We start from the raw sequence: 24486 nt of genomic DNA, 5'->3' as shown, positions 1-24486 counted from the left end.
GCGTTTACGGGAATCCTGACTCCCACCTAACTTCTTTGCCCTAGCCGAATTTTGAGGTGGGAGTTTTACTGCCCGGCAAATAGCGGGATAAAAAGAAGGTGTCTTAGGAGCGGCTGTTGATAAAAGAGGGAGAAATTTCGTCTTCTGCAAATATCGATAGTCGCTCTTAAATAAAACACTAAGTTCTTTATTAAGAACTTAGTGGCCACCTAAAAGGCATCAAATAAGGAAACAATTCGTTTTTACCTCATATAGACTTATCAGCTTTGGGATGGTTTAAATATTATAAAAATAGGGGGATTATTAAAATGAATCTTAAGAAAAAACTTGGTATGGGTGTTGCATCTGCAGTTCTTGGTTTATCTTTAATTGGAGGCGGAACGTTTGCATACTTCAGTGATAAAGAAATATCAGAAAACACATTTGCGGCTGGTACGTTAGATTTGAGCATTGATCCACAAGTTATCATCGATGTTGACAAAATTAAACCAGGTGATCAAATAGAACGCGATTTCCACTTAATCAACAGCGGTACTTTGAAAATTAAGGACGTTCATCTTCTTACTGATTACACTGTAACAGATGCAAAAGGCGATAATGGAAATGCTGATTTCGGTGATTATGTCAAAGTGGAGTTTTTATGGAACATAGACAAAAACACAGTTCCTGTATGGGAAACTACTTTATCTGAGTTGAAACAAGCAACTGCTGATGGCAACTTTCCTGATCTTGTCCAAAAAGGTGTCGTAAATTGGGAAGGAAATGGACTTGCTCCAGGCAAAGATGACACTTTCTATGTGAAATTCATATTTGAAGATAATGGGGAAGATCAAAACGTATTCCAAGGAGATACATTGAAATTGAATTGGACATTCGATGCGGCTCAGACAAAAGGTAAAGAAAAATAAGTTCAAATGTTATCCATTATATCTATGTAACAATTTAGACGTGAAATAAAAGCGAAAGATAAAGAGAGGTCATACTACGAAGGATGACCTCTTTTCCTATATTTTGTACAATATAGAAGTTTCACTTGCAAATTGATAATACTTAAGTTGAATTTAAGCTAGCATTTCCGCATTTCGACTTTGAATAACATCATTATAGTGCATGAGTAAATTATTGAAAATTTCATCCCAGTTTTGTGTAGTAGCGTAGGAGTGAGCATCTAGGCTCATTTGTATCCGCATTTCTTCATTATTTAACAAACCATAAATAGATGATAAAAATGAGTCTTCATTTTTAGGTTCGCATAGAACTCCCGTTTTTTCATCTGTAATAATATTTTTAACTCCGCCACTATTTGCACCAATAACAGGTGTACCACATGCGAGTGATTCCAGTACGACGTTCCCAAATGTTTCAGTAGCAGATGGAAATACCATTAGATCAGAGGAAGCGTAGGCTTCAGCTAAATCTTCACCTTGTAAATATCCAGTAAAAGTTACATTTGTTTTTGGCACATTTTCACGCAAAGTTTTTGCAAGAGGGCCGTCTCCAGCGAGGAGCCAATGAATATCGCTCCGAGCATGTGTAGTTTTAACAATAAGATCTTGCAATGTATCTATATCTTTTTCAGGAGCAATTCTTCCAATATAGGAAAGAATGTACTTCGCTGTAATATTATATTTTTTTCGGAATAGGTCTGTATTGTAAGAAGGATGAAAGAGTGTGCAATCTACACCCCGTCCCCATATAGAGAGGGCCTGAAATCCTTTGTTTTTTAATTGATGTAATGTTTCAGAGGATGGAACGAAATTTTTTTGCATATGACTATGAAACCATTTTAAATAGTTCCAAAGCATATTGGAGAGAAATTCGATTTTGTAATAGCGTAAATAGGAATCGAAATCAGTATGATAAGAACCGACAACCGGGATGTTTAACTTTTTTGCATAATACAATCCACAAAGTCCCATGTTGAAAGGTGTGGCAATGTGAATGATATCAGGTTTAAAGGCAAGAAGTTCCCGTTTAATACGCGGAGTAGGAAAAGAAAAGCGACATTCTGGATATAATATTGTTAACGGGATACTTCTCATTTTGTTCACATTCGCTACGAAATTATCTTCAGTCGTATGCTGAGGGGCGAAAACAGAATAGGCGATATTTTCTTTCTGAAAATAACGTGTTAACCGTTCTAACGTTTTCGCAACCCCGTTCACTTGTGGTGTAAAAGTATCGGTAAATATGGCGACTCTCATCATATCACTCCTTTATGTGAAAAGTGGGATGAATTGATAAAAAGAGATGATGCCAGAGCAAGTGCCGAGGCACATACCGACGAATACATCTGACGGATAGTGAAGCCCTAAATAAATACGAGAAATACCGACGCATAATGCTAATGGTAATAGAAAAACAAGTAAGCTTGGATTATAGCAAATAAATGGAATGAAGACAGAGAAAACAGCCGTTGTATGACCAGACGGGAAAGAGTGGTCTTTTAATGGGTGAACTGGATATTTGGCATCCTGAATTGTTAAATAAGGACGCTTTCGTGGATACCACCTTTTTAATATTTGCACAGGCATATGGCTAATTGTTAAAGAAATAGCAGTTGCAATTGCAGCTTGGTGCAAAGTCCCTTTTGCAAAAATTAAAAAGAAAAGTGTGAGTGCAATGGAGAATGTAGCACCACCGATATGGGTAATATTGCTGAAAAAGATGTTTAATGTTTTTTGATCAAAGTAGCGATTAATTCCTTTAAAAATGAAACATTCTATTTTATATAATCCACTGACCTTCATGAAAATTCTCCTCCCTCGTTTACATATATATGGAGATATTAGCTTCTATTTTAATAAGATTTTATTGAGGTAATAATAAGGTTTTGTAAAGAAAAAGTTAGTTTTTTATCTCGCATTAACGGACAGTGAGACTCCCACCTCAAAGTTCGGCTGGAGCAAAAAAGTTAGGTGGGAGTCGGGCTGCCCGTAAACGCCTGATTGGTGAAGGCTAATAATCAGTGGGGATGAACAAAACCCCCACTGATTAAAGTTTCACTTTATAAAAAAAGCTGCCAATCTTATGGCAGCGGTAAAATTATTTTTGTAATGATTTATAGTACTGACCTTTTTCAACATATTGTGTGCGAATTCGTTCCATGTCTTTGCGGTCTTCCTCTGTTAATTCACGAACGACTTTCGCAGGACGACCGAAAGCTAACGTATTCGGTGGAATTTTCTTTCCTTGTGAAACGAGGCTTCCAGCACCGATAAAGGCTCCTTCACCAATTTCAGCACCATCTAATATAATAGAACCCATTCCAATTAAAGCATCTTTTTTAATATGACAGCTATGTAAAATAACTTGATGCCCAACTGTAACGTCGTCTTCTAAAGTAAGAGGATACTGCGGGCTTTGGTGGAGTGTACATTGATCTTGTACATTTACTCTGTCACCAATTATTGTCGGTGATACATCACCACGGATGACTGTATTAAACCAAATACTTGATTCCTCGCCAATTGTCACATCACCTGTAATGGTAACATAGTCAGCGATAAAGGCACTACTCGCAATTTTCGGATTTTTTTCTTTATAAGGATATATCATGTAAAGCCTTCCTTTCCTAGAGACTAGTTTTAGTGTATCAAATTATGAAAAAGAGTGAAATGGAGGAGTTTCGTATGTGGAACTATGAAGCGGAAGAAGCGAAAGCTGTCATTATTATCGTGCATGGTGCTATGGAATATCACGGGCGTTATGAAGCGGTTGCAGAAATGTGGAATCATATCGGTTATCACGTCGTTATGGGCGATCTTCCAGCACACGGAACAACTTCAAGAAATAGAGGACATATCGATTCATTTGATGAATACATAGAGGAAATAAAGTTATGGGTGAAAGAAGCAAGAAAGTATAGATTGCCCATTTTTTTATTTGGTCATAGTATGGGAGGACTTGTCGTTATTCGTATGATGCAAGAAACGAAAAGAGAGGACATAGACGGGATTGTACTAAGTTCGCCTTGTTTAGGAGTATTAGCTGCACCTTCCGCTCCGCTTCGTGCTGCTTCGAAAATATTAAATGTCGTTGCCCCGAAGTTACAATTTGTAACAAATCTCACTGTAGAAATGTCAACACGCAATCATGAAGTGAGAGATGCGATGGAAAATGATTCATTGTTCTTGCGCAAAGTATCAGTACGTTGGTATAGTGAGTTGATTAAGTCTATCGAGATTGCTCATGAGAAAATAGATAAGTTTCCAGATGTTCCGCTCTTGCTAATGCAGGCATGTGAGGATAAACTTGTAGATAAAATACGTGTCCGTACATGGTTTGATAATGTTAAAATAAGTGATAAGGCTTATAAAGAATGGCCGAATTGTTATCACGAGTTATTAAATGAGTATGAGCGTGATGAAATTTTGAATTATATTCAGTCATTTACTGAAATGCATGTCAATAATATAGTAAAAACAAACAAATAAATCATTATTTGTACATTTAATAGAGGAGATGAAGGAAGAAGTGAACGTACCGAGTAATCCCATAACGCTCATGGCGAAAGTATACCGTGATGTGTTTCCGGTTGTACACCATGAGCTAGCGATGTGGAAAGAGCGTGCCTACCATATTCCGAATGATGAGCTTCATAGTCAGGCAATCGCAAGTATTGAGAATAAAACGTTTCATTGCGAAGGCGGTGGCATTTTAGCGCTATTAGCGAATGAACACCGAGAGGAATGTATTCGTTTTATCGTAGCGTATCAAACGATTAGCGATTACTTAGATAATTTATGTGACCGTAGTACATCACTTGATCCAAAAGACTTTGCGGCTCTTCATGAGTCGATGATAATGGCATTAAGCCCTGAGGTGGAAGGGGGCGGTAATTATTATCGTTACCGTGATGATCAAGATGATGGTGGTTATTTAGATGAACTTGTTGAAACATGCCAAGATGTTTTAAAGAAAACGAAGCACTATGATAAAATTGCTCCTGTTCTTCATGAACTTGCTTGTTATTATTGTGATTTGCAAATTCATAAACACGTAAAGTTAGAAGAAAGAGAACCACGCTTACAAACATGGTTTGAAGCGCATAAAGAAAACTTACCTGAAATGAGCTGGTTTGAATTTTCAGCATGTGCTGGTTCTACGCTTGGGATTTTCTGTCTTGTAGCATATGCATTTCATGATGAATTACATGATGAAGATATTGCGAAAATTAGACAAGGATATTTCCCTTACGTACAAGGACTTCACATTTTACTTGATTATTTCATCGATCAAGAAGAAGACCGTATAGGCGGAGATTTGAATTTCTGTAGTTATTATGAAAACGAGCAAGCTATATTAGATCGTATGAAACATTTTGTAGAAGAAGCAGAGAAGAGCATTGGTGATTTGCCACATGCGAAGTTTCATCGTCTCATAAGCCGAGGGTTACTTGGTATTTATTTATCAGATCAAAAAGTATCAGCGCAAAAGAATATGCACAAAATGGCACGGCGCATTGTAAAATACGGAGGGCTCACTTCACGATTCTTCTATTGGAACGGGAAGATGTACCGAAAGAAAATGGCGCAGTGATGAAGAAAACCACTCATATAGAGTGGTTTTCTTTTTATTATGATCGTATTTTTGAAAATACATATATAAGAAGTTCAATCACAAAAATAACTAAAACAGATAGTCCGAATAAAGGCATGACAGCGCCTAATATAACCATCATGATAAAGAAAATGAATGTGCTTTTCTTATCTCTTTGCTTTGGAGGTGCTGCTAATTTTCCTTTTGGCTTTCTTGCTAACCACATTTTTACTCCGTAATAAATGAGAAGTAATAAAGATAAGGTTGTTAGTAAGCACAATATTTTATTTGGCCATCCGAATAAATGTCCTTCGTGAAGCGGGATACCGTAAGTGAACCATTGTGCAAGTAATCCATAATCACGATAGTCCGTTTTTGAAATGAGTTCCCCGCTATATTGATCAAAGTAAGCTGTTATTTCTTCATTTGGTGCAACATGCATACCTGTAATACCAGAACCGCTCGATTTCGAAATAGTAAATACACCTTTCGGATCAGCTGGTAGTGAAATAACATATGGCTTCTTTATTTCAATTCCTTTTTGTAATTCATCGACAGAAATTGCTTTCGGCTCATTTGAATTCGATTCAGGCGGAGCTTCTTTTCTTGTTGCCCACGGCAATTCTTTTACCTTTGATTCAGGCGGTGCCATGTACAATTTTGGATATCCGAGTGATTCATTAGAAGATGCAATTTTATAAATTTGGTTCCCCATAAATCCTGACCACGGCAATCCAGATGCGACTAGCAAAAAGAGAGGAATTGTAAATATAATACCGATAATAGAATGACGTCTTTTTGCTTTTTCTCGCTTATTGGATGATGGTGTGTTTTTGAATTGGCGTATACTCATGTACAATCCGGTTACGATTAAAAAGATTGTCCAGCATGCCGCAAGTTCTACAGTATAGTTGACGACAGTGCCACCAACTAAAAGAGAACTATGTAATTCCCTCATTATATTGGCAAACGTTTCACTTGCGTTTTGATCCCCAACAATTTGATTATTACTATCTAAATACACATATTTTTGTTGCCCAGTATATTCATTTGCAATCGTAAGTCTCGTATTATAATCCCCATTAAACTCACTAATTTTCGCCACGCTATAATGTGGATATTTTTTCTCTGTTAAGAAAAGCGAATCAGACATCGAAATAGATTCTGTTTGGGTGCTCTTCCCGAAATATAAATCTTTATAGATGAAATCCTCAACTTCTTCCCGAAATAAATACCCAATTCCGCTCAGTGACAAAGTAATAAGAAGCGGCGTAATAAAAAGTCCAGCATAAAAATGCCAACGCCAAAAAATATAATGAAGCGAACGATTTTGTTTCATACTTTCAGTTCCCCTAACCTTCCCTATATGAATAAACTACTTATTTAATATAGCGAGATTAAGTGTGGATACTTTGAAAGAATTGTGAAGAAAGTTAAAAGTTTTGGGGATTTTTATCGGCGAGACATACAATACGTAATACAAAGCTTAGTTGAGTGAATCAGCTCTTCATTTCCTTTTTGTATCCTGATTTGAAGTGCCTTTTGAAAATAAGTAAGGGCGGTGTGGAAGTCGCCTTCATCCAATTTACTTTTTCCGTAATGTTGGTAGAAGAAGTCCTCATAATTAGGTAAGTCGGGTAGTGTTTGTAGAAGTTCGATAAAGAGTACATTTGCAGCAGGAAATTTTCTTTCCAAATGATATGTATGTGCGAGACGAAGTTTGTTAATAAAAATCCCTTGGATGTTGTCTGTTTGTGTGTAATATTCAATCGCCTCCTGTAAGTAATACTTACTGTCAGAAAGGTTGCCAGCGATTCGTTCATAAACACCGATTAATCCGCAGTTTTTTCCATATAACGGTCCTTTATGTAAATGCTCTTTCAAAAATACAATCCCTTGCTTCATTTCAGCAAGGGATATAGGTTTTTCTCTAAGATTTTCATCAAATGTGTATCCCATTTCAAAAGGTATATTCATTTGGACCTCCTTATATTTTCTACATACATTCTAACAACCGCTTCAGCAAGACATTGAGCGGAATCGACAAAATTCTCACTCGCGACTACATTCAAATCAGTACATGCAATAATAGCGGTATCAACTTCAACTCGCAATTGTAAAACGAGTGTATTCCACAATTCACGAGCTTCTTCAATTTCTCCAGATTTAATACAAGTAATAATTTGATTAATCATTTCTTGCCATTTTTCATGGTGAATGTACTCTATATTACGCTTTGCAATGCCGTCTTGGTAAATCACAGCTTGAACAGTTGCTTCTGTTGCGAGAAGAGCGACTCTTTTTGTATTTTCAGGAATTGCTTTTAACGTTTCATCGACTATATTTAAAATTGGGATAGAAAGAGAACGCTGTAATTCTTCAAAATAAAGATGCGCCGTATTACACGGCATAGCGATAAATTCTACGCCAGTACTTTCAAGTTTTTGTGCCCCTTCAATAATTGCTTTTTTCATCGCCGCATGTTCAATAGGGCGATCCATGTAAAAGGGCGTTGGACAAGAATAAATCATCATATGAGGAAAGTCCATATCATGCTTTGCTCCGTATATTGTTTGGCACCTTGCTACAACTGTATCGACGAATGGTCCAGTTGATTTTGGCCCCATTCCTGCTAGTATTCCGATCATTGTTTCGTCTCCTTTAATATGTAATTAAAAACGTTTTTTGCGAACGATAAAAAGAAATAAGGTAAATAATAAAAATGAATATACGATAGCCCAAGCTGTAAGCCATAGAGTGTGAGTCAGTAAATTATATTTGTATTGTCCAAGCATTAGAAAGCTTTCGACAGGTGGTAAAAACCATAGTAACTCTTTTTTAAACCGGATAGATACAATCGTTATAAGCAATATAAATGTAAGGCTAAGCCAAGCAGTGCCTGCTTTTTGAATCATATTTCTAGTAAATAATGTTGCGATTGAAATTCCTAGTATAGAGAAAGACATGTGAGCGAGAAATCCGACTAGAAATAAAGAAACTGTCATTTTTTCATTAAACATTTGCAAAATAATGGGATAGATTACGGATATAAAAGATAACACAGTACAAATGAGAAGAGCCGTAATATATTTACCAACATATAATGTGGAAATATTATTTGTGTGTGAAATAGTGATTTGCTCTTGTACAGGGTCTTCGGTATGAAAAATTGTGACTGCAATCCAGGCAGATAATAAATAAAGTGCGAGTGCTGTTTCTAAATATGTCGGTACAATAGGAGTCGGTTTATATGTATATACAAAAAGCAAGCTCACAAAGTACATCGCAATAGGAGGGATGTACTTATACGATTTTGTATAGTCGAGAAAATGGTAACGAATAAGCGCAAACATAATAAACCTTCTTTCGATTTAAAAGTTAGGTTGTAGCAGTGTGATAGATGCTTTTTTATGTAATAAAAACTGAAGCATTTCGTTTGTATATTCCTTTTCGATTTGTAATTGAATAAGGTTTTGATTTGAATTGTATGTAACGTGTATAAAACCTAATTGTTTCCGTAGTTCTATCGCTGAAAATGTGTCGTGAACGATTGCTTCAATATAGACTTGTTCTGCCCCTTTTTGTACAAAGGTATCTGCTATGATTGTATGATTTGCTAACGTCACGATTTTATCGGCGAGGTTTTCTAGTAGTTGTTTTTCATGACATGTGAAGAGTACAGATATGCCTTGCTGTTTTAATGAGAGTAAAATATGTTCTAATTCTTGCTGAGAGTTAGGATCGAGCCCAGAAAGCGGTTCGTCTAAAATTAATAAATGTACGTCCGTAAGTAATGCTTGCATAATGCCTGTTTTTTGTTTCATACCTTTTGAAAAGTTTCGTACAACGGAATGTCTTGCATGATGTAAATGAAAAGATTCTAGAAGCATCGGAATTTTATCTTTTAAATATTTTGTTGATAAACCATGAATGTGGCCGAGATGATATAAATAATCCTCTAATGTAAAACGAATTCCTTCAGGAAAATGTTCAGGTACATAGCCGATTTGTATATGTTCTTTTCTTTGAAGTGTCCCTGCTGTAGGTGAAATAAAACCTGCAATTATTTTGAGTAGAGTACTTTTTCCAGTCCCGTTCCCGCCAACAATGGCGAGCGCTTCTCCTTCTGGAATGGATAAATCAATGTTGTCTAGTATAAGTGATTTGCCATACTTCTTTTGAATTCCCCGTAGTTCTACTAGCAAAGTTCTATCCTTCTTTCTTTAAATAGTGTATATATCCATTATATAGGAGAATAACAAAAAGACGTGCAATGAGTGCACGTCTTTTTTTGTTATGTTTTGTCGAATTGTCGATATATTATCGTTTCTCGATCGCCACAATAAATGGCGGGTTATTTTGCTGGTTAATGAAGCCGTATCGCAGTACGTGTGCTTGTTTTTGGTCTAGTTCATCGGCAAATTTAAGTACAGCGTCGCGTTCTACTTGTCCTTCTGGATGTCCGTGGTAAATAACAAGGACGATGATACCTTCAGGCGCCATTACTTCTAATAATTGTTCGATCGCTGAGATTGTTGAGTTCGGTTTTGTAACGATATGCTTGTCTCCGCCTGGAAGGTAACCTAAGTTAAAAATTGCGCCTGTTACTTTTCCTTTTGCATCTTCTGGTAATACGGATAGAAGTGTATCGTGACTATCATGAACTAAAACAGTACGTTCGAAAAGTTCTTTTTCTTTTAGACGAGTTGTTGAGCTTTCAATTGCCTCTTTTTGAATATCAAATCCAAATACTTTTCCGTTATCTCCAACGATTTCAGCTAGGAAGCAAGTGTCATGCCCATTGCCTAAAGTTGCATCTACAGCGTAATCGCCTTCTTTTACTGCCGTTTGCAGAAGCGAGCGAGCAAACGGTAATACACGTTCTAATTTCATTTTTGTTTCTCCTCATTTGCATATTTTCCTTGCCAGCTTCCGCGGCGTACAAATTCTGCATCGATGGAATTTAATACTTCCCATTTATTTAAGCTCCACATCGGACCGATCATTAAATCAGGTGGGCCGTCACCTGTGATACGGTGCACAATTACATCTTCTGGAATAATTTCAAGTTGGTCAACAACGAGACTTACGTAATCTTCAAGAGAAAGGAATTCTAGTTGTCCTTTTTCATATTGCTTCACCATTGGCGTTCCTTTTAATAAATGGAGTAAATGAATTTTAATTCCTTGTACGTCAAGCTTCGCTACTTCACGAGCTGTTTCCATCATCATGTCGTAATCTTCAAGTGGAAGACCGTTAATAATATGAGAGCAAACTCTAATGCCGTGTTTGCGTAATTTATTTACACCTTCAACGTAAGATGGATAATCGTGAGCACGGTTAATCAGATTTGCAGTACGTTCATGGACAGTTTGCAATCCGAGTTCAACCCAAAGATACGTGCGTTTATTTAAGTCCGCTAAGTATTCAATGACATCGTCCGGTAAACAATCTGGACGAGTTGCGATAGAAAGACCGACAACGTCTTTTTCTGCTAAAAGTGGTTCGAATTTTTCTTTTAACACTTCAAGTGGTGCATGTGTATTTGTGTACGCCTGGAAATAAGCGATACACTTTCCATCTTTCCACTTTGAGTGCATTTTTTCTTTCATTTCATGATATTGCGTTATAACATCATCGCGGCGATCGCCAGCGAAGTCACCAGATCCAGCAGCACTGCAAAATGTACAGCCACCATAAGCAACTGTACCGTCACGGTTCGGGCAATCGAAGCCAGCATCTAATGAAACTTTAAAGATTTTTTCACCAAATTCATTTCGTAAATGGTAATTCCATGTATGATAACGTTTATTGTCGTTTGTATATGGAAAAGGGTTTTGAACCTTCATTACTTTCCCTCCTAAGACGAGTCAAAATGAAACAAATAAAATCCATTATAACATACTCATAAGGTTCAGATGGAAGGGACACACTAAAGAGGAATTGAAGCAAGGAGGGACAATTATGGCAGAGCGTCAATCACTTGAATCGTATATTACACAAGCTGAACAAGCGGTGGAATATGCGAAAGAACAATTAGACCAAGGTATGAGACAAGAGCATTACAATACGATGGAGTATTCGGATGCGCAGTTACAATTAGAACAAGCATATAATGACTTACAAACTATGCAGCAACATGCGAATGATGAGCAACGTGAGCAGTTAAATAGAGCACGTATGGCAATTCGCCAATTGCAACATCAAATGATTATTACACCGCACTAATAAGGAGTGAATGTTATGGCAAAACGTTCAGATCAAAATAATCCAGAACAAAAAACGCAAAATGGACATAACGCTGAATTTTCAAATGAACTTGATCCAGTTGTGCAAGTGAAACAGCGTAACAGTAAAAAAGGACAACCTCAAAGATCAAAGCAATCAGAGTAAACCAGGTCGCAATATGACCTGGTTTTATTTTATCCCGCTATTTGTGGGCAGTAAGACTCCCACCTCAAAATTCGACTGGAGCAAAGAAGTTAGATGGGAGTCGGGCTGCCCATAAACGCCCGATTGGTGAGGGTTGATTAAAGCTTCATTTTATTATATTACAATAATGTAAGATTCCTGTAAGGTTTGTCGATAGTTATAAGCCCACTTCTCCAGTAGAGTAAGGAAGGATTAAATTTTATACAAGGAGTTGCTTTATGGGGAACAATGTTACAAACAAACGAATTGATGAGTTAGATTATATTCGTGGCTTCGCACTACTGGGGATTATTTTAGTAAATATTCTCGCACTACTTAATATTAAAACTCCAGATCCTAATACAGTGGATGCAAGTTATCAAAGATTTCTATACTTATTTGTAGAAGGTCGTTTCTTTTCAATCTTCTCATTCTTATTTGGAGTGGGATTCTATATCTTTATCTCTAGAGCGATTGCGAAGGGGAAAAATGGATATGTTTTATTTTTACGCCGTGTAGTTGCGCTATTTATTTTTGGCTACATTCATCAAATGTTTCAACCTGGAGAAGCGTTAACGCTATATGCAATTTACGGATTAATCGTTTTACCGTTTTATAAAGCGAAAAAAGAAGTGAACTTAGTAATCGGTCTTATTTTGACAATTACCTTTAGTGTACTTGCTGCGAAAGAATTTCTGCCGCTAAGTTTAATTTTATTAGGGCTTGCTGCAGGGCAGTATAAAGTATTTGAAAATCTTTCAGCGAAAATAAAGCAAGTAGCTATTTTTACAGGCATTATGTTTGTTTTAAGTGTTGTAGCTTTATGGTATCAATATGGGCACGTCCCTGCTGCTCCATTTGTAAATATGATACTTGAGAATGAGGATGGGACAATGGATGCTGCAAGCCAATTCTTAAAAATTGGTATTACAGTTGGAACAATTATTTCAGCTTTCTATGTTGGAGCATTAATTTTACTACTTCAATTAAAACCAGTTCAAACATTGCTAGCACCACTGAAGTACTATGGTCGTATGGCTTTAACGAATTATATTGGACAAACTGCAATGATTTTAATTGCAGGAAGTGTATTTAACTTTGCAGGAAACTTAACGTACATGCAGACGTTATATGTGTGTATCGCAATTTATGCAATTCAAATTGTGTTTAGTGTAATTTGGATGAAAAACTTTAAAATGGGTCCACTAGAATGGATTTGGCGTGTTATTACGTATTGGACGGTAACACCTTTAAAGAAATAAAGAGAGAAGTGGGCTGTTCCTTTTGTGGAACAGTCTATTTTTTTGTCAGCTTTTTGCGGTAAATCGCTAATGGAATTTTATCTACTAATGAAGAAAATGAATTTGTTTTAAAAGGATAAAAGCTAAGCTTACAAGCACCCCTTTTTTATATTACAAAAGTGTAAGGTAAATGTAATGTTAACAAATAGCAGTTCCTCTCCAAAAGGCGCAAAATAGGTAATGGAAAAACAAGCGTAGGAGGATATATATGACGAAACCAGTTGTAGACGTAAAAAACGTTCAAAAAGTGTACGGTAAAAAAGGTGAGAACCAATCACACGCATTAAAAGGTGTTTCATTCTCAATTCAAGAGGGTGAGTTTGTTGGAATTATGGGACCATCTGGTTCTGGTAAAACGACATTATTAAATGTAATTTCAACGTTAGATAAAGCAACGGGCGGTGTTGTTGAGATTGCGGGTACGGATATTACGAAAATGAAGCAAGGTGAGCTTTCTGATTTCCGTTCACAAAAATTAGGATTCATCTTCCAAGACTTTAATTTATTAGAAAACTTATCTATTTATGAAAACATTGCACTTCCACTTTCACTTCAAGGTGTTTCATCACGTAACATTGGACCGAAAGTAGAAAAAGTAGCAGATATGTTAGGCATTTCAGCTATTCTTCAAAAATACCCATCTGAAGTATCTGGTGGACAGAAACAACGTTCAGCAGCAGCGCGCGCTTTAGTACATGAACCTGCAATTATTTTAGGGGACGAGCCAACAGGAGCGCTTGATTCTAAAAATGCAGCGAGTTTACTTGATGCGATGACAAACTTAAATAAAGATCAAGGCGTATCTATTATGATGGTTACACATGATCCGTATAGTGCAAGTTACTGTCAGCGTATTTTATTTATTCAAGATGGTGAGCTATATAAAGAAATTCATCGAGGCGGTACACGTGAAGAGTTTTATAAAGAAATTTTAGATGTGCTTGCAGACTTAGGCACACAAAAAGCATAAGAAAGGAGGTCTAGGGCATGTTATTTAAACTTTCCATGTCAGGGCTAAAAAGTAAGCTGAAAGATTATATCGTCTTACTTGTTGGTCTTGTCATGTCCATTTCAATTTTTTATATGTTCCAAACATTAGCGTTAAACGAAGCCTTCCTTAAGGAAAATTCTACTATTGGTCAAATTGGATTTGTATTCCAAGCAGGTTCATTTTTACTAGCTATTATAACGTTCTTCTATATTTTGTATGCGAACTCTTTCTTACTATCTCTTCGTCAAAAAGAGTTTGGTATGTATATGATGTTAGGAGCAAAAAAGCATAAAGTTACATTACTTATGTTTATTGAAACGATTGTATTAGGTGCTGCATCTCTTGCGATTGGTATTACAGTTGGTGTAGGACTTGCAGAAGGTATCGGGCAGTTATTAATGAAACAATTAGAATTTGCTGGTGAAGGTTATAAAGCATTTTACCTTCCATCTATGACTGTTACTTATATTTTCTTCTTTGCATTATTTGTACTATCAGCAATTATGAATAGTATTAAGTTATCACGTATTTCTGTACTGCAACTTGTACATGCAGATGCACAAACAGAGCGTGTTGCAGTAAAAGGAAAAATGACAGGTTTAGTTGCATTCCTAGCGGTTATTTTATTAGGAATTGGCTATGCATCAATGATTTACATGGAAAAACTAAGAGAAATGGGAATCCTTATTGCATTAATTACAACAACAGCTGGTACTTACATGCTATTTGGATCACTTCTTCCTGTTATTATTAAAAAGTTAAAGAGCAATAAAAAGCGTAGTGAAAAAGGACTTAACGCTTTTACATTTGCACAATTAAACTTCCGTATTAATAGTTTAACAAAGGTTCTTGCTACGGTAGCGATGTTAGTTGCTCTTGGAGCCGGTGCGATTTCAGGTGGTATGGCGTTTAAAAATAACGTTATAAAAATGGTTGATGGTTTCGTAATATATGATTCAGTAGTTCATAATCCAACTGCTGAAGAAAAGAAAATTTTAGACGGTATTACATTTAAAGAGAAAAGCGAATATCGTTACAAAGTCGATGATAAATACGTTTACTATGTAAAAGAGGATTTAGAGAAAAATCGTCCTTTAGTAAAAGATATGGAAAACATGAAGTCGATGAAGGATTTAGTGAAAACGAAAAAAGTTTCAGAGGAACTACCAGTAGGTGCAGTTTCTAGAGAAATGAATGAAAAAGATGCGAACGCTAAAGAACTTCCACAAGAATGGGACGAGGCTTTCAGAACAATCCAGCCATTCTACGTACATGAAGATCATGCAATTAAAATTGTAGATCAAAAAATGTACGATACTGTAAATGGTAAAGAAGGAATCGTATTTACTGGAAAAACAGATGATTTTGAAGCACACACAAAAGAATGGAAAAAACTTGACGAGTTGCAACTAGATAAATATAAAAATGTAGCATCTGAAAGATTAGATAGTAAATATCAAGCTTACGACATGTTCTACGGCGTTGCGAGCGGAACAGTGTTTATGGGATTCTTCCTTGGAATTGCTTTCTTAGCAATGATGGCAAGTTGTTTAATGTTTAAAATTCTTTCTGGTGCATCAAAAGATATTACGCGTTATCAAATGCTTCGTAAAATCGGTGTGCGCCGTGAATTATTAACAAAATCAATTTATAAAGAATTATTCTTAGTATTCTTATTCCCAGCAATTGTAGGTATTGCTCACGTATTAGTCGGTATGAATATTTTCGGATTTATTTTAATCGATCCGTACTTCCGTATTTGGGTACCAATTGTAATTTTCGTAGTTATTTACACGATTTATTACTTCATTACAGTTCAATTGTATAAAGGAATTGTTCTTCCTAAGGAAGATTAATAAAAAACCGAGCGAAACTGCTCGGTTTTTATTATTTTCAGAAAAAACACTTTAATGTTACTGAAATATACAATATAATATAAATAAGTAACATAAAATAAAAGTAGAAGCAGCTGGATAAGGAAAGGAGGAATCCGATCTGTAGAAAGAAGCTGAACCTTTTATCCCCACACTTTTTTCTAACCACACCGTATTTGTACAATCGTAAGTTTCCACATTAAAAATTGCCGAGACCACAGAAGTATATTGTAAAAATAATGGATAAGACATGGAAATCCCATAGCATGATAAGGTAAAATGGACAACATGATAAGAAAATTACCGTTCATAAGATGAGGAGAATACATGTATGGAAGTTGTAGAGGCATTAAAAGATATAAGCCAAATTGAGGCTATGAAAAAATATTTAAAAGAGCACTCGCAGCGAGATTATCTTTTATTTGTTATTGGGATTAACACTGGATTAAAAATTACTGAGCTATTAAGTATTAAATTTGAAGATGTATTAAATGAAGATAGAACTGTTAAAGATTTTTATTCTCTTCCTGTGAAAGATGAAAAGTTTAAACAAGATATTTATTTAAATACAAAAGTCAAAGAGGCACTTTTAGCGTACGTACAATCTTTTGATATTCAAAGAGAAAACTACGTATTTCAATCGAACAAAACAACAAATTCAATCTCACGCCAACAAGCGTATCGTGTTATCCATAGCGCAGCTGAAGCGGTCGGAATACTTGGTAAGATTGGAACGAACTCAATGCGAAAAACATTTGGATTTCATGCATATAAAAGAGGAATAGCAATCGCACTGTTGCAAAAACATTTCCATCACGCGACTCCGTCAGAAACATTAAAGTATTTAGGAATCTCGAAAGATGAAAAGTTTAAGACAGAGATTGATGTAGATTTGTAAAAAGGGAAGAGCCGTAACTAAAAAATTTTAGGAGGCGGGAATATGAATATTAGAGAGAGTGAACTACCGGGCATTGGATGTAAATTTGAAGTTATAACAAAGGGTAATGAAAAAATGGTTATCGTTATTCATGATGATGGCCGAAGAGAAATGTATCATTTTGATGCGGATCACGATGAGAGTATTTCAAGTATTTCTCTTCGTGATTCTGAAGCAAGACAAATTGCGGCTATATTAGGCGGAATGGTATATAGACCACAAGCTTTAGACACAATTGAGATGGCTTTTGAAGGGTTATCAATTGAATGGTTTAAAGTAGAAAATAACGCACCAGTTGTGCAAAAAACAATTGGCAGTTTAAGTGTTCGAAAAACATATAACGTAACAATCATTGCTATTTTGAAAAAGAATATGAAGAAATTTTTCAATCCAGGTCCAGACTCTATTATTGAAGCTGGTGATATGCTCGTATTATCGGGTGAAAGACATGAAGTGAAAAGAATTATTAATGAATTGCTTTCAGCAGGAGGTGATTCCTAATCGATGGATACTTTAATCTTTGAAGTTGGAACTGCGTTAGTATTAGTAGCTTTTGCAGCTATCCTTGCTGCGAAGTTAAAGTTCTCGATTATTCCGTTTCTCATTATACTCGGTATGTTAGTGGGGCCTCATGCCCCAGATTTAGGACTTATCGATTTAAGGTTTATTGAAAGCGGAGAAGTTATTTCCTTCCTCGGCCGTGTTGGCGTCATATTCCTCTTATTCTACTTAGGCTTAGAATTCTCAATAAAAAAATTAATTAAATCAGGAAAGTCGATTGCTTTTGGGGGTAGTGTTCATATATTGCTTAATTTTATATTAGGTTTGCTTTATGGATATGTGATGGGCTTCCCCTTGTTAGAAACGTTAATTATTGCTGGAATCATTACAATTTCATCGAGTGCAATTGTAGCGAAAGTAATTGTTGATTTAAGAAGATCTGGTAATAAAGAGACTGAACTAATTTTAGGAATCATTATGTTTGATGATATCTTTTTAGCTGTATATTTGTCAGTTGTTTCAGGATTAGTACTCGGAGGTGCAACATCATTTATAGGTGCCCTTACGTCGGTGTTAATCGCAGTAGGGTATATGCTACTATTCTTTGTAATCGCTAGAAAAGCTACGCCGTTCCTAAATAAAGTATTAGATATTTCGTCCAATGAAATTTTTATTATCGTAATATTCGCTATTTTATTCTTTGTGGCTGGATTTTCAGAAACGATTCATGTCGCTGAGGCAATTGGAGCGTTATTATTAGGGCTCGTCTTTTCTGAAACAGAGCATAGTGACCGGATCGAGCATCTCGTCGTCCCGTTTCGTGATTTCTTTGGAGCTATATTCTTTTTCAGCTTCGGTTTAAGTATAGATCCGTTTTCGCTTGGAGGAGCAGTGTGGCTGGCATTAGGAGCAGTTTTCATTACTCTCATCGGTAATTTTACAGCTGGAATGTTTGCAGGGCGTAAAGCTGGATTATCCTATAAGGCGTCTACGAATATTGGTTTAACGCTTGTATCACGAGGTGAATTCTCCATTATTGTCGCGAATATTGGAATTGCGGGTGGCTTAATGGCAGCGATTAAACCGTTCTCTGCACTGTACGTTTTAATATTAGCATCGTTAGGCCCGTTATTAACGAAAGAGTCCGGGAGAATATACTCTCTATTAGATAAGATATTTAAATGGAGCGCTAAAGAACGGGCGAAGCGAGAAAAAGAAGTTGGATAGTATAGGGGAGACTATGTGAAATTCATGTAGTCTTCCTTTATTTATATATTGTTACTGATGTCGTTCTTTGTCGGTAAGTCGATATATTTTCAAGTGGCAATCAATATAATTTCATTTACCGACAAACTATTATCTGAATTTCATCAACTATTAATCAGTTGCCTTCCTATTTAAAAACGACTACAATTTTACTGTTATAGATGAACGAAAAAAATAGAATAGGAGGGGAGACTATGCCAAGGAAAGTATGGCTATTAGTAGCTGGGATGATTATTAATGTCACGGGTGCTTCTTTTTTATGGCCTTTTAATACAATTTATTTGCATGATCACCTAGGAAAATCTTTATCAGTGGCTGGAATGGTATTAATGATCAACTCGCTTACTGGTGTAATCGGGAACTTGCTCGGCGGTGTTTTATTTGATAAATGGGGCGGTTATAAATCAATTTTAGTAGGGATTGTTATTACACTTGTATCGATTTTAGGTCTTGTGTTTTTCCATGGTTGGCCGTTATATGTTGTGTGGCTAGCATTAATCGGCTTCGGTTCCGGAATGGTCTTCCCATCGATGTATGCGATGGTTGGTACGGTTTGGCCAGAGGGCGGAAGACGGGCATTTAATGCGATGTATGTTGGACAAAACGTTGGGATTGCGATCGGAACAGCGTGCGGTGGTTTAGTTGCGTCTTATCGTTTTGATTATATTTTCTTAGCGAACTTTATTTTATACTTTGTTTTCTTCTTAATTGCTTTTATTGGATTCCGTGGTATGGAAGACAAAAAAGAGCCAGGAGTGCAAAAGGAAATCGAAACGAAAAAAGGATGGACGCTTACACCTGGATTCAAAGCACTTCTTATTGTGTGTGTAGCATATGCTTTATGCTGGGTTACATACGTACAGTGGCAAGGTGCAATCGCAACACATATGCAAGAATTAAATATTAGCCTTCGTCACTATAGTTTATTATGGACGATAAACGGAGCGATGATTGTTTGTGCGCAGCCGCTTGTTAGTATGCTAATTCGCTGGATGAAGCGTTCTTTAAAGCAACAAATTATGATTGGAATTGTCATTTTTGCGGCGTCATTCATTGTGTTAAGCCAAGCGCAGCAATTTACGATGTTCCTCGTTGCGATGGTGACATTAACAATTGGTGAATTATTCGTATGGCCAGCAGTTCCGACCATTGCAAATATACTTGCGCCGAAAGATAAATTAGGCTTTTATCAAGGTGTTGTAAATAGCGCAGCGACTGTAGGGAAAATGTTCGGACCGGTCGTTGGCGGAGCGATTGTTGATATATACAATATGGAAGTATTGTTTATAGCGATCATGGTAATGCTTGTAGTAGCGATTATAGCAACAAGCATTTATGATAAACGAGTAAAAGTAGAAGAAACAGTTGAAGAAAAAATTGCAGTTTAGTTTGACGGAACATGTAACATGTTTTAGAATATATTTAATTAACTCATATTTGTAATAACAGTGAGAAGGAGTAGTAGTAATAGAAGCTGGTTTAGAGAGTTGACGGTCGGTGCAAGTCAATCCACGTTTCGTTATGAACTCGCCTTTGAGTTGCAGTTGTGAAACTAATAGTAGCAATTGCCGTTAATCCACGTTACGGATCTAAGCGAATGTATATATTACATTAATTTAGGGTGGTACCGCGGGAATCTATAACCTCTCGTCCCTTTCTAGGGATGAGAGGTTTTTTGTATTTTGGGCGGTGAAAATAAATAGAATTTCAAGGAGGTTATCTCATGAGCTTTAATCATCAAGAAATTGAGAAGAAGTGGCAAGGGTATTGGGAAGAGAATAAAACATTCCGTACGCCAGATGAGACAGAAAAACCAAAATTTTATGCACTAGATATGTTCCCATATCCATCAGGTGCAGGCTTACACGTAGGTCATCCAGAAGGTTATACAGCGACAGATATTTTATCTCGTATGAAGCGTATGCAAGGATATAACGTTCTTCATCCAATGGGATGGGATGCATTCGGCCTTCCAGCAGAGCAATATGCACTTGATACTGGGAACAGCCCGGCTGAATTTACAGAGCTTAATATTAATACGTTCCGTAATCAAATTAAAGCATTAGGCTTCTCTTACGATTGGGATCGTGAAGTGAATACAACGGATCCAAACTACTACAAGTGGACACAATGGATCTTCCTAAAACTATTTGAAAAAGGCTTAGCTTACGTTGATGAAGTACCTGTAAACTGGTGCCCAGCACTTGGTACAGTACTTGCAAACGAAGAAATTATTGACGGTAAGAGTGAGCGCGGTGGACATCCAGTTGAGCGTCGTCCGATGAGACAGTGGATGTTAAAAATTACAGCTTACGGAGATCGTCTATTAGAAGATCTAGATGAGCTTGATTGGCCAGAAAGCTTAAAAGACATGCAACGTAACTGGATCGGTCGTTCTGAAGGTGCAGAAGTACACTTCAACATCGATGGTACAGATGAGAAGTTTACAGTTTTCACAACGCGTCCTGATACACTATTTGGTGCAACATACTGTGTACTTGCTCCGGAACATGCGCTTGTTGCAGAAATTACAACAGCAGAACAAAAAGAAGCTGTAGAAGCTTACATTAATTCTGTAAAAATGAAGAGTGATCTAGAGCGTACAGAACTTGCGAAAGAGAAAACTGGTGTATTCACTGGTGCTTACGCAGTTAACCCAGTAAATGGTGAGAAATTACCAATCTGGATCGCTGACTACGTTCTTGCAACTTACGGAACAGGTGCTGTAATGGCAGTTCCAGCTCACGATGAGCGTGACTATGAATTCGCATCAGTATTCAATCTTCCAATGAAGGAAGTTGTAAAAGGCGGAGATATTACGAAAGAAGTGTACACAGGTGATGGTGCACACGTAAACTCAGCATTCCTTGATGGTTTAAATAAAGAAGAAGCAATCGCAAAAATGATTGAGTGGCTTGAAGTAACGAGCGCAGGAAATCAAAAAGTAACGTACCGTCTACGTGACTGGTTATTTAGCCGTCAACGTTACTGGGGTGAGCCAATTCCAGTAATCCATTGGGAAGATGGCACAATGACAGCTGTGAAAGAAGAAGAATTACCATTAGTTCTTCCAAAAACAGAAAACATCCGTCCTTCAGGTACAGGTGAATCACCACTAGCTAACATTGAAGAGTGGGTAAATGTTGTTGATCCTGAGACGGGTAAAAAAGGTCGTCGTGAAACGAACACAATGCCACAATGGGCTGGTAGCTGCTGGTACTACCTACGCTACATCGATCCAAACAACAGCGAAGCACTTGTAGACCCTGAAAAAGTAAAACAATGGCTTCCAGTTGATATTTATATCGGCGGAGCAGAGCACGCTGTACTTCACTTACTATATGCTCGTTTCTGGCATAAAGTATTATATGATATCGGTGTAGTTCCAACGAAAGAACCGTTCCAACAATTATTCAACCAAGGTATGATCTTAGGTGAAAACAACGAGAAAATGAGTAAATCAAAAGGCAACGTTGTAAACCCAGATGATATCGTAGCAAGCCACGGTGCAGATACACTTCGTCTATACGAAATGTTCATGGGACCATTAGATGCTTCAATTGCTTGGTCTGAAAATGGTCTTGACGGAGCTCGTCGCTTCCTAGACCGCGTATGGCGCCTATTCATTCAAGATAACGGTGAATTAAGTGAGAAAATTACTGATGCACCAAACAAAGATCTTGAAAAAGCTTACCACCAAACAGTGAAGAAAGTAACAGAAGACTATGCAGAGCTTCGCTTCAACACAGCGATTTCTCAAATGATGGTATTCATCAACGATGCATACAAAGCTGAAACACTTCCAAAAGAATATGTAGAAGGTTTCGTAAAAATGATTGCACCAGTTGCACCTCACATCGGAGAAGAGCTATGGAGCAAACTTGGATACAGTGAAACAATCACATATGCAAGCTGGCCAACATTTGATGAGTCTAAACTTGTAGAAGATGAAGTTGAAATCGTTGTTCAAATTATGGGCAAGGTTCGCGCAAAACTAACAATGAGTAAAGACGCATCAAAAGAAGAAATGGAACAACTTGCACTTGAGGCAATCAAAGAACAAATTGAAGGAAAAACAGTTCGTAAAGTAATTGTTGTTCCTGGAAAACTTGTTAACGTTGTTGCAAACTAATTCATTTTAAAGAAAAACTCAGAGCATTTATGCTCTGAGTTTTTTTGCGTGAAAAATAAGTTCTGGATCACCTTCATCTAGGTTTTCAATTATTCCACTGCGTATAAAACCGTTCGCTTTAAACACTTTTTGCATACTTTCATTCGACTCGTTCGTTGAAGAAAAGATTTTTTGAGTAGGGGAATGCCTTAACATATATGAGATTAATGAGCTTGCATGACCTCTCCTTCTTTTGACTGGCGAAACAATTATTAATGAGAGGAAAGTACAATCAAAGAAATTTGTATCGTATGTTAGAAAACCAGAAATGGAATTGTCCTCTTTTGTAATTATGCAGTTTCCAGCATCAATAGCGTGTTTAATATAATTTCGTCTACTATCGTTTCCAATTACATCCATATCTATATGAACAATTGAACCTAAATCGTCGATTGAAGCCTTTGTTACGTTCTCCAAAGAAAATGCCCCCTTCAAGTGAAAGAAAAATAATCAGTCCATTAATCCTATCATGAATGAAGAACGAAGAAAAAGGTGCGGAATTCCCATATAGACAAACACCTATTCTTCTATAGGAAATATGATAAAAAAGGTAGGTTAAATTGAGCAGAAGAGGTGAAAGGAATGAAAGGGATGGACAATAATGCACCACATGGCTTCTTCGGAGGTGGATCGGATAGTTATGGACAAATGATGTTCATGGGAGGAGATGGTCAACACGGATATGGCGGAATCCCAAGTTGGATGGGAGGAGCGGCTGGAGGATTTCCGACGTCAGTCGCGGGTGTACAAACAGGATTCCCAACATCAGTAGCTGGAGCGCAAACAGGATTTCCGGCACTAGTAGGCGGTGCGCAAGGAGGAGTGCCTGTAGGTATGCCAACTACATTTCCATCTTTCGTAGGAGGAGCACAAGGAGGAGTACCTGTAGGTATGCCAACTGCATTCCCATCTTTCGTTGGCGGTGTACAAACAGGATTTCCTGTACCTGGCGTCGGTGTTGTAGCTGGTGGAGTCGGTGGCTTCCCTCAAGGTGTTCACGGTCATCATGTGCACCATGAGCATCACGGTCATCACCAGCATCACGGCCATCACCAGCATCACGGTCATCACCAGCATCACGGTCATCATCAGCATCACGGTCATCATCAGCATCATGGCCATCATCAACAACAAGTACATCATCATGGTCATCATCAAATTCATCCACAGGCTGTCCTTTATCAAACTCATCAAAGTCATCATCATGGTCACCAAGGCCAGCATCAACACCACGGTCATCATGGTCATCATCAACACCAACACCACGGCCATCATCAGCAACAAGTACATCACCAAGGCCAGCACCAAATTCACCCGCAGGCTGTCCTTTATCAAACTCACCAAGGTCAACATCATCAGCAAGGTCAACACCATCACCAAGGTCAACACCATCACCAAGGTCAACACCATCATCAAGGTCAACATCATCACCAAGGTCAACACCATCACCAAGGCCAACAGCATCAGCAAGGCCAACAGCATCAGCAAGGTCA

At 37.2% G+C, this 24486-nt stretch carries 25 protein-coding genes and 1 other annotated feature; of the genes, 14 read left to right on the top strand and 11 right to left on the bottom strand.

Annotated features, from left to right (window positions below):
* Positions 1–308: 308 nt before the first annotated feature.
* Positions 309–908, top strand: a complete 600-nt coding sequence (locus tag BAU27_RS13500; RefSeq protein ID WP_071771105.1) for a TasA family protein — start codon at positions 309–311, stop codon at positions 906–908.
* A 153-nt stretch (positions 909–1061) separates the two neighbouring features.
* Here BAU27_RS13500 and BAU27_RS13495 read toward each other — a convergent pair whose 3' ends face one another.
* The 3 genes from BAU27_RS13495 to BAU27_RS13485 all read right to left on the bottom strand — a co-directional run bounded on the left by BAU27_RS13495 (position 1062) and on the right by BAU27_RS13485 (position 3558).
* The gene (locus BAU27_RS13495; RefSeq protein ID WP_071771104.1) at positions 1062–2204 is read right to left on the bottom strand and encodes a glycosyltransferase family 4 protein; all 1143 of its coding nucleotides are present in this window, start codon (positions 2202–2204) and stop codon (positions 1062–1064) included.
* 12 nt (positions 2205–2216) lie between these two features.
* A complete protein-coding gene (locus BAU27_RS13490; protein WP_071771103.1) occupies positions 2217–2750 on the bottom strand; it encodes a phosphatase PAP2 family protein in 534 nt (177 codons plus the stop codon).
* Between the two features lie 295 nt (positions 2751–3045).
* Positions 3046–3558 carry a gamma carbonic anhydrase gene (locus tag BAU27_RS13485; RefSeq protein WP_071771102.1) on the bottom strand — a complete coding sequence of 171 codons (513 nt, stop codon included), beginning with the start codon at positions 3556–3558 and terminating at the stop codon, positions 3046–3048.
* Positions 3559–3632: 74 nt separating this feature from the next.
* Here BAU27_RS13485 and BAU27_RS13480 point away from each other — a divergent pair, with 74 nt between their 5' ends.
* The gene (locus BAU27_RS13480; RefSeq protein ID WP_071771101.1) at positions 3633–4436 is read left to right on the top strand and encodes an alpha/beta hydrolase; all 804 of its coding nucleotides are present in this window, start codon (positions 3633–3635) and stop codon (positions 4434–4436) included.
* A gap of 40 nt (positions 4437–4476) precedes the next feature.
* Complete coding sequence (locus tag BAU27_RS13475; RefSeq protein WP_044737537.1) at positions 4477–5541, top strand: tetraprenyl-beta-curcumene synthase family protein; 1065 nt, start codon at positions 4477–4479, stop codon at positions 5539–5541.
* Between the two features lie 37 nt (positions 5542–5578).
* Here BAU27_RS13475 and BAU27_RS13470 read toward each other — a convergent pair whose 3' ends face one another.
* From BAU27_RS13470 to mnmL, 7 genes are all read right to left on the bottom strand, one after another.
* Complete coding sequence (locus BAU27_RS13470; RefSeq protein ID WP_071771100.1) at positions 5579–6880, bottom strand: PepSY-associated TM helix domain-containing protein; 1302 nt, start codon at positions 6878–6880, stop codon at positions 5579–5581.
* A 113-nt stretch (positions 6881–6993) separates the two neighbouring features.
* Positions 6994–7518: a tetratricopeptide repeat protein gene (locus tag BAU27_RS13465; RefSeq protein WP_071771099.1), complete on the bottom strand. Its 525-nt coding sequence runs from the start codon at positions 7516–7518 to the stop codon at positions 6994–6996.
* Positions 7515–8189, bottom strand: coding sequence for an aspartate/glutamate racemase family protein (locus BAU27_RS13460; RefSeq protein ID WP_071744443.1), 675 nt, complete (start codon positions 8187–8189; stop codon positions 7515–7517). The genes BAU27_RS13465 and BAU27_RS13460 overlap by 4 nt, the downstream gene beginning before the upstream one ends.
* A gap of 24 nt (positions 8190–8213) precedes the next feature.
* Positions 8214–8894, bottom strand: coding sequence for an ABC transporter permease (locus BAU27_RS13455; protein WP_071771098.1), 681 nt, complete (start codon positions 8892–8894; stop codon positions 8214–8216).
* Between the two features lie 18 nt (positions 8895–8912).
* Entirely contained in the window at positions 8913–9746 is an 834-nt protein-coding gene (locus BAU27_RS13450) for an ABC transporter ATP-binding protein (protein ID WP_071744445.1), read from the bottom strand.
* Between the two features lie 115 nt (positions 9747–9861).
* On the bottom strand, positions 9862–10434 hold the full coding sequence (mnmM, locus tag BAU27_RS13445) for a tRNA 5-(aminomethyl)-2-thiouridylate-methyltransferase MnmM (RefSeq protein WP_071771097.1): 573 nt from the start codon (positions 10432–10434) through the stop codon (positions 9862–9864).
* Complete coding sequence (gene mnmL, locus BAU27_RS13440) at positions 10431–11390, bottom strand: tRNA modification radical SAM protein MnmL/YtqA (protein ID WP_071771096.1); 960 nt, start codon at positions 11388–11390, stop codon at positions 10431–10433. The genes mnmM and mnmL overlap by 4 nt, the downstream gene beginning before the upstream one ends.
* A 115-nt stretch (positions 11391–11505) precedes the next feature.
* Between mnmL and BAU27_RS13435 the strand changes: the two genes are divergently transcribed.
* The 10 genes from BAU27_RS13435 (at position 11506) to leuS (ending at position 22954) form a co-directional block, all read left to right on the top strand.
* Positions 11506–11769, top strand: a complete 264-nt coding sequence (locus BAU27_RS13435; RefSeq protein ID WP_000840869.1) for a YtzC family protein — start codon at positions 11506–11508, stop codon at positions 11767–11769.
* A gap of 15 nt (positions 11770–11784) precedes the next feature.
* Entirely contained in the window at positions 11785–11934 is a 150-nt protein-coding gene (locus BAU27_RS13430) for a hypothetical protein (protein WP_001129345.1), read from the top strand.
* Positions 11935–12191: 257 nt separating this feature from the next.
* Positions 12192–13214, top strand: a complete 1023-nt coding sequence (locus BAU27_RS13425) for a DUF418 domain-containing protein (protein ID WP_071771095.1) — start codon at positions 12192–12194, stop codon at positions 13212–13214.
* A gap of 247 nt (positions 13215–13461) precedes the next feature.
* Positions 13462–14223 (top strand): ABC transporter ATP-binding protein, encoded by a 762-nt coding sequence (locus BAU27_RS13420; protein ID WP_071771094.1) that lies wholly within the window; start codon positions 13462–13464, stop codon positions 14221–14223.
* A 17-nt stretch (positions 14224–14240) separates the two neighbouring features.
* The gene (locus tag BAU27_RS13415; protein ID WP_071771093.1) at positions 14241–16100 is read left to right on the top strand and encodes an FtsX-like permease family protein; all 1860 of its coding nucleotides are present in this window, start codon (positions 14241–14243) and stop codon (positions 16098–16100) included.
* A 349-nt stretch (positions 16101–16449) separates the two neighbouring features.
* The gene (locus BAU27_RS13405) at positions 16450–17016 is read left to right on the top strand and encodes a tyrosine-type recombinase/integrase (RefSeq protein ID WP_071771092.1); all 567 of its coding nucleotides are present in this window, start codon (positions 16450–16452) and stop codon (positions 17014–17016) included.
* A gap of 42 nt (positions 17017–17058) precedes the next feature.
* The gene (locus tag BAU27_RS13400) at positions 17059–17556 is read left to right on the top strand and encodes a cation:proton antiporter regulatory subunit (protein ID WP_071771091.1); all 498 of its coding nucleotides are present in this window, start codon (positions 17059–17061) and stop codon (positions 17554–17556) included.
* Between the two features lie 3 nt (positions 17557–17559).
* Positions 17560–18783: a cation:proton antiporter gene (locus tag BAU27_RS13395; RefSeq protein ID WP_071771090.1), complete on the top strand. Its 1224-nt coding sequence runs from the start codon at positions 17560–17562 to the stop codon at positions 18781–18783.
* A gap of 233 nt (positions 18784–19016) precedes the next feature.
* The gene (locus tag BAU27_RS13390; RefSeq protein WP_071744455.1) at positions 19017–20210 is read left to right on the top strand and encodes an MDR family MFS transporter; all 1194 of its coding nucleotides are present in this window, start codon (positions 19017–19019) and stop codon (positions 20208–20210) included.
* 51 nt (positions 20211–20261) lie between these two features.
* Positions 20262–20480 (top strand) — a binding site (T-box leader).
* A gap of 65 nt (positions 20481–20545) precedes the next feature.
* Positions 20546–22954, top strand: coding sequence for a leucine--tRNA ligase (gene leuS, locus BAU27_RS13385; protein WP_071771089.1), 2409 nt, complete (start codon positions 20546–20548; stop codon positions 22952–22954).
* Between the two features lie 27 nt (positions 22955–22981).
* Here the strand turns inward: leuS and BAU27_RS13380 are convergent, their stop codons facing one another.
* Positions 22982–23410 carry a GNAT family N-acetyltransferase gene (locus BAU27_RS13380; RefSeq protein ID WP_071744457.1) on the bottom strand — a complete coding sequence of 143 codons (429 nt, stop codon included), beginning with the start codon at positions 23408–23410 and terminating at the stop codon, positions 22982–22984.
* A 165-nt stretch (positions 23411–23575) separates the two neighbouring features.
* On the opposite strand from BAU27_RS13380, the gene BAU27_RS13375 reads away from it, so the two are divergent.
* A partial coding sequence (locus BAU27_RS13375; protein ID WP_071771114.1) for a VrrB protein occupies positions 23576–24486 on the top strand: 911 nt, incomplete at its 3' end.

It is taken from the genome of Bacillus sp. NH11B (assembly GCF_001884205.1).
Classification (GTDB): domain Bacteria; phylum Bacillota; class Bacilli; order Bacillales; family Bacillaceae_G; genus Bacillus_A; species Bacillus_A proteolyticus.
Note: the sequence above shows the minus strand (reverse complement) of the source record. Positions and strands in the feature narration are given on the sequence as shown.

Bases quoted from the DNA above. Each gene is read 5' to 3' on its own strand.
- BAU27_RS13500 (WP_071771105.1), top strand. From the start codon at position 309: ATGAATCTTAAGAAAAAACTTGGTATGGGTGTTGCATCTGCAGTTCTT.
- BAU27_RS13495 (WP_071771104.1), bottom strand. From the start codon at position 2,204: ATGAGAGTCGCCATATTTACCGATACTTTTACACCACAAGTGAACGGG.
- BAU27_RS13490 (WP_071771103.1), bottom strand. From the start codon at position 2,750: ATGAAGGTCAGTGGATTATATAAAATAGAATGTTTCATTTTTAAAGGA.
- BAU27_RS13485 (WP_071771102.1), bottom strand. From the start codon at position 3,558: ATGATATATCCTTATAAAGAAAAAAATCCGAAAATTGCGAGTAGTGCC.
- BAU27_RS13480 (WP_071771101.1), top strand. From the start codon at position 3,633: ATGTGGAACTATGAAGCGGAAGAAGCGAAAGCTGTCATTATTATCGTG.
- BAU27_RS13470 (WP_071771100.1), bottom strand. From the start codon at position 6,880: ATGAAACAAAATCGTTCGCTTCATTATATTTTTTGGCGTTGGCATTTT.
- BAU27_RS13465 (WP_071771099.1), bottom strand. From the start codon at position 7,518: ATGAATATACCTTTTGAAATGGGATACACATTTGATGAAAATCTTAGA.
- BAU27_RS13460 (WP_071744443.1), bottom strand. From the start codon at position 8,189: ATGATCGGAATACTAGCAGGAATGGGGCCAAAATCAACTGGACCATTC.
- BAU27_RS13455 (WP_071771098.1), bottom strand. From the start codon at position 8,894: ATGTTTGCGCTTATTCGTTACCATTTTCTCGACTATACAAAATCGTAT.
- mnmM (WP_071771097.1), bottom strand. From the start codon at position 10,434: ATGAAATTAGAACGTGTATTACCGTTTGCTCGCTCGCTTCTGCAAACG.
- mnmL (WP_071771096.1), bottom strand. From the start codon at position 11,390: ATGAAGGTTCAAAACCCTTTTCCATATACAAACGACAATAAACGTTAT.
- BAU27_RS13435 (WP_000840869.1), top strand. From the start codon at position 11,506: ATGGCAGAGCGTCAATCACTTGAATCGTATATTACACAAGCTGAACAA.
- BAU27_RS13430 (WP_001129345.1), top strand. From the start codon at position 11,785: ATGGCAAAACGTTCAGATCAAAATAATCCAGAACAAAAAACGCAAAAT.
- BAU27_RS13425 (WP_071771095.1), top strand. From the start codon at position 12,192: ATGGGGAACAATGTTACAAACAAACGAATTGATGAGTTAGATTATATT.
- BAU27_RS13420 (WP_071771094.1), top strand. From the start codon at position 13,462: ATGACGAAACCAGTTGTAGACGTAAAAAACGTTCAAAAAGTGTACGGT.
- BAU27_RS13415 (WP_071771093.1), top strand. From the start codon at position 14,241: ATGTTATTTAAACTTTCCATGTCAGGGCTAAAAAGTAAGCTGAAAGAT.
- BAU27_RS13405 (WP_071771092.1), top strand. From the start codon at position 16,450: ATGGAAGTTGTAGAGGCATTAAAAGATATAAGCCAAATTGAGGCTATG.
- BAU27_RS13400 (WP_071771091.1), top strand. From the start codon at position 17,059: ATGAATATTAGAGAGAGTGAACTACCGGGCATTGGATGTAAATTTGAA.
- BAU27_RS13395 (WP_071771090.1), top strand. From the start codon at position 17,560: ATGGATACTTTAATCTTTGAAGTTGGAACTGCGTTAGTATTAGTAGCT.
- BAU27_RS13390 (WP_071744455.1), top strand. From the start codon at position 19,017: ATGCCAAGGAAAGTATGGCTATTAGTAGCTGGGATGATTATTAATGTC.
- leuS (WP_071771089.1), top strand. From the start codon at position 20,546: ATGAGCTTTAATCATCAAGAAATTGAGAAGAAGTGGCAAGGGTATTGG.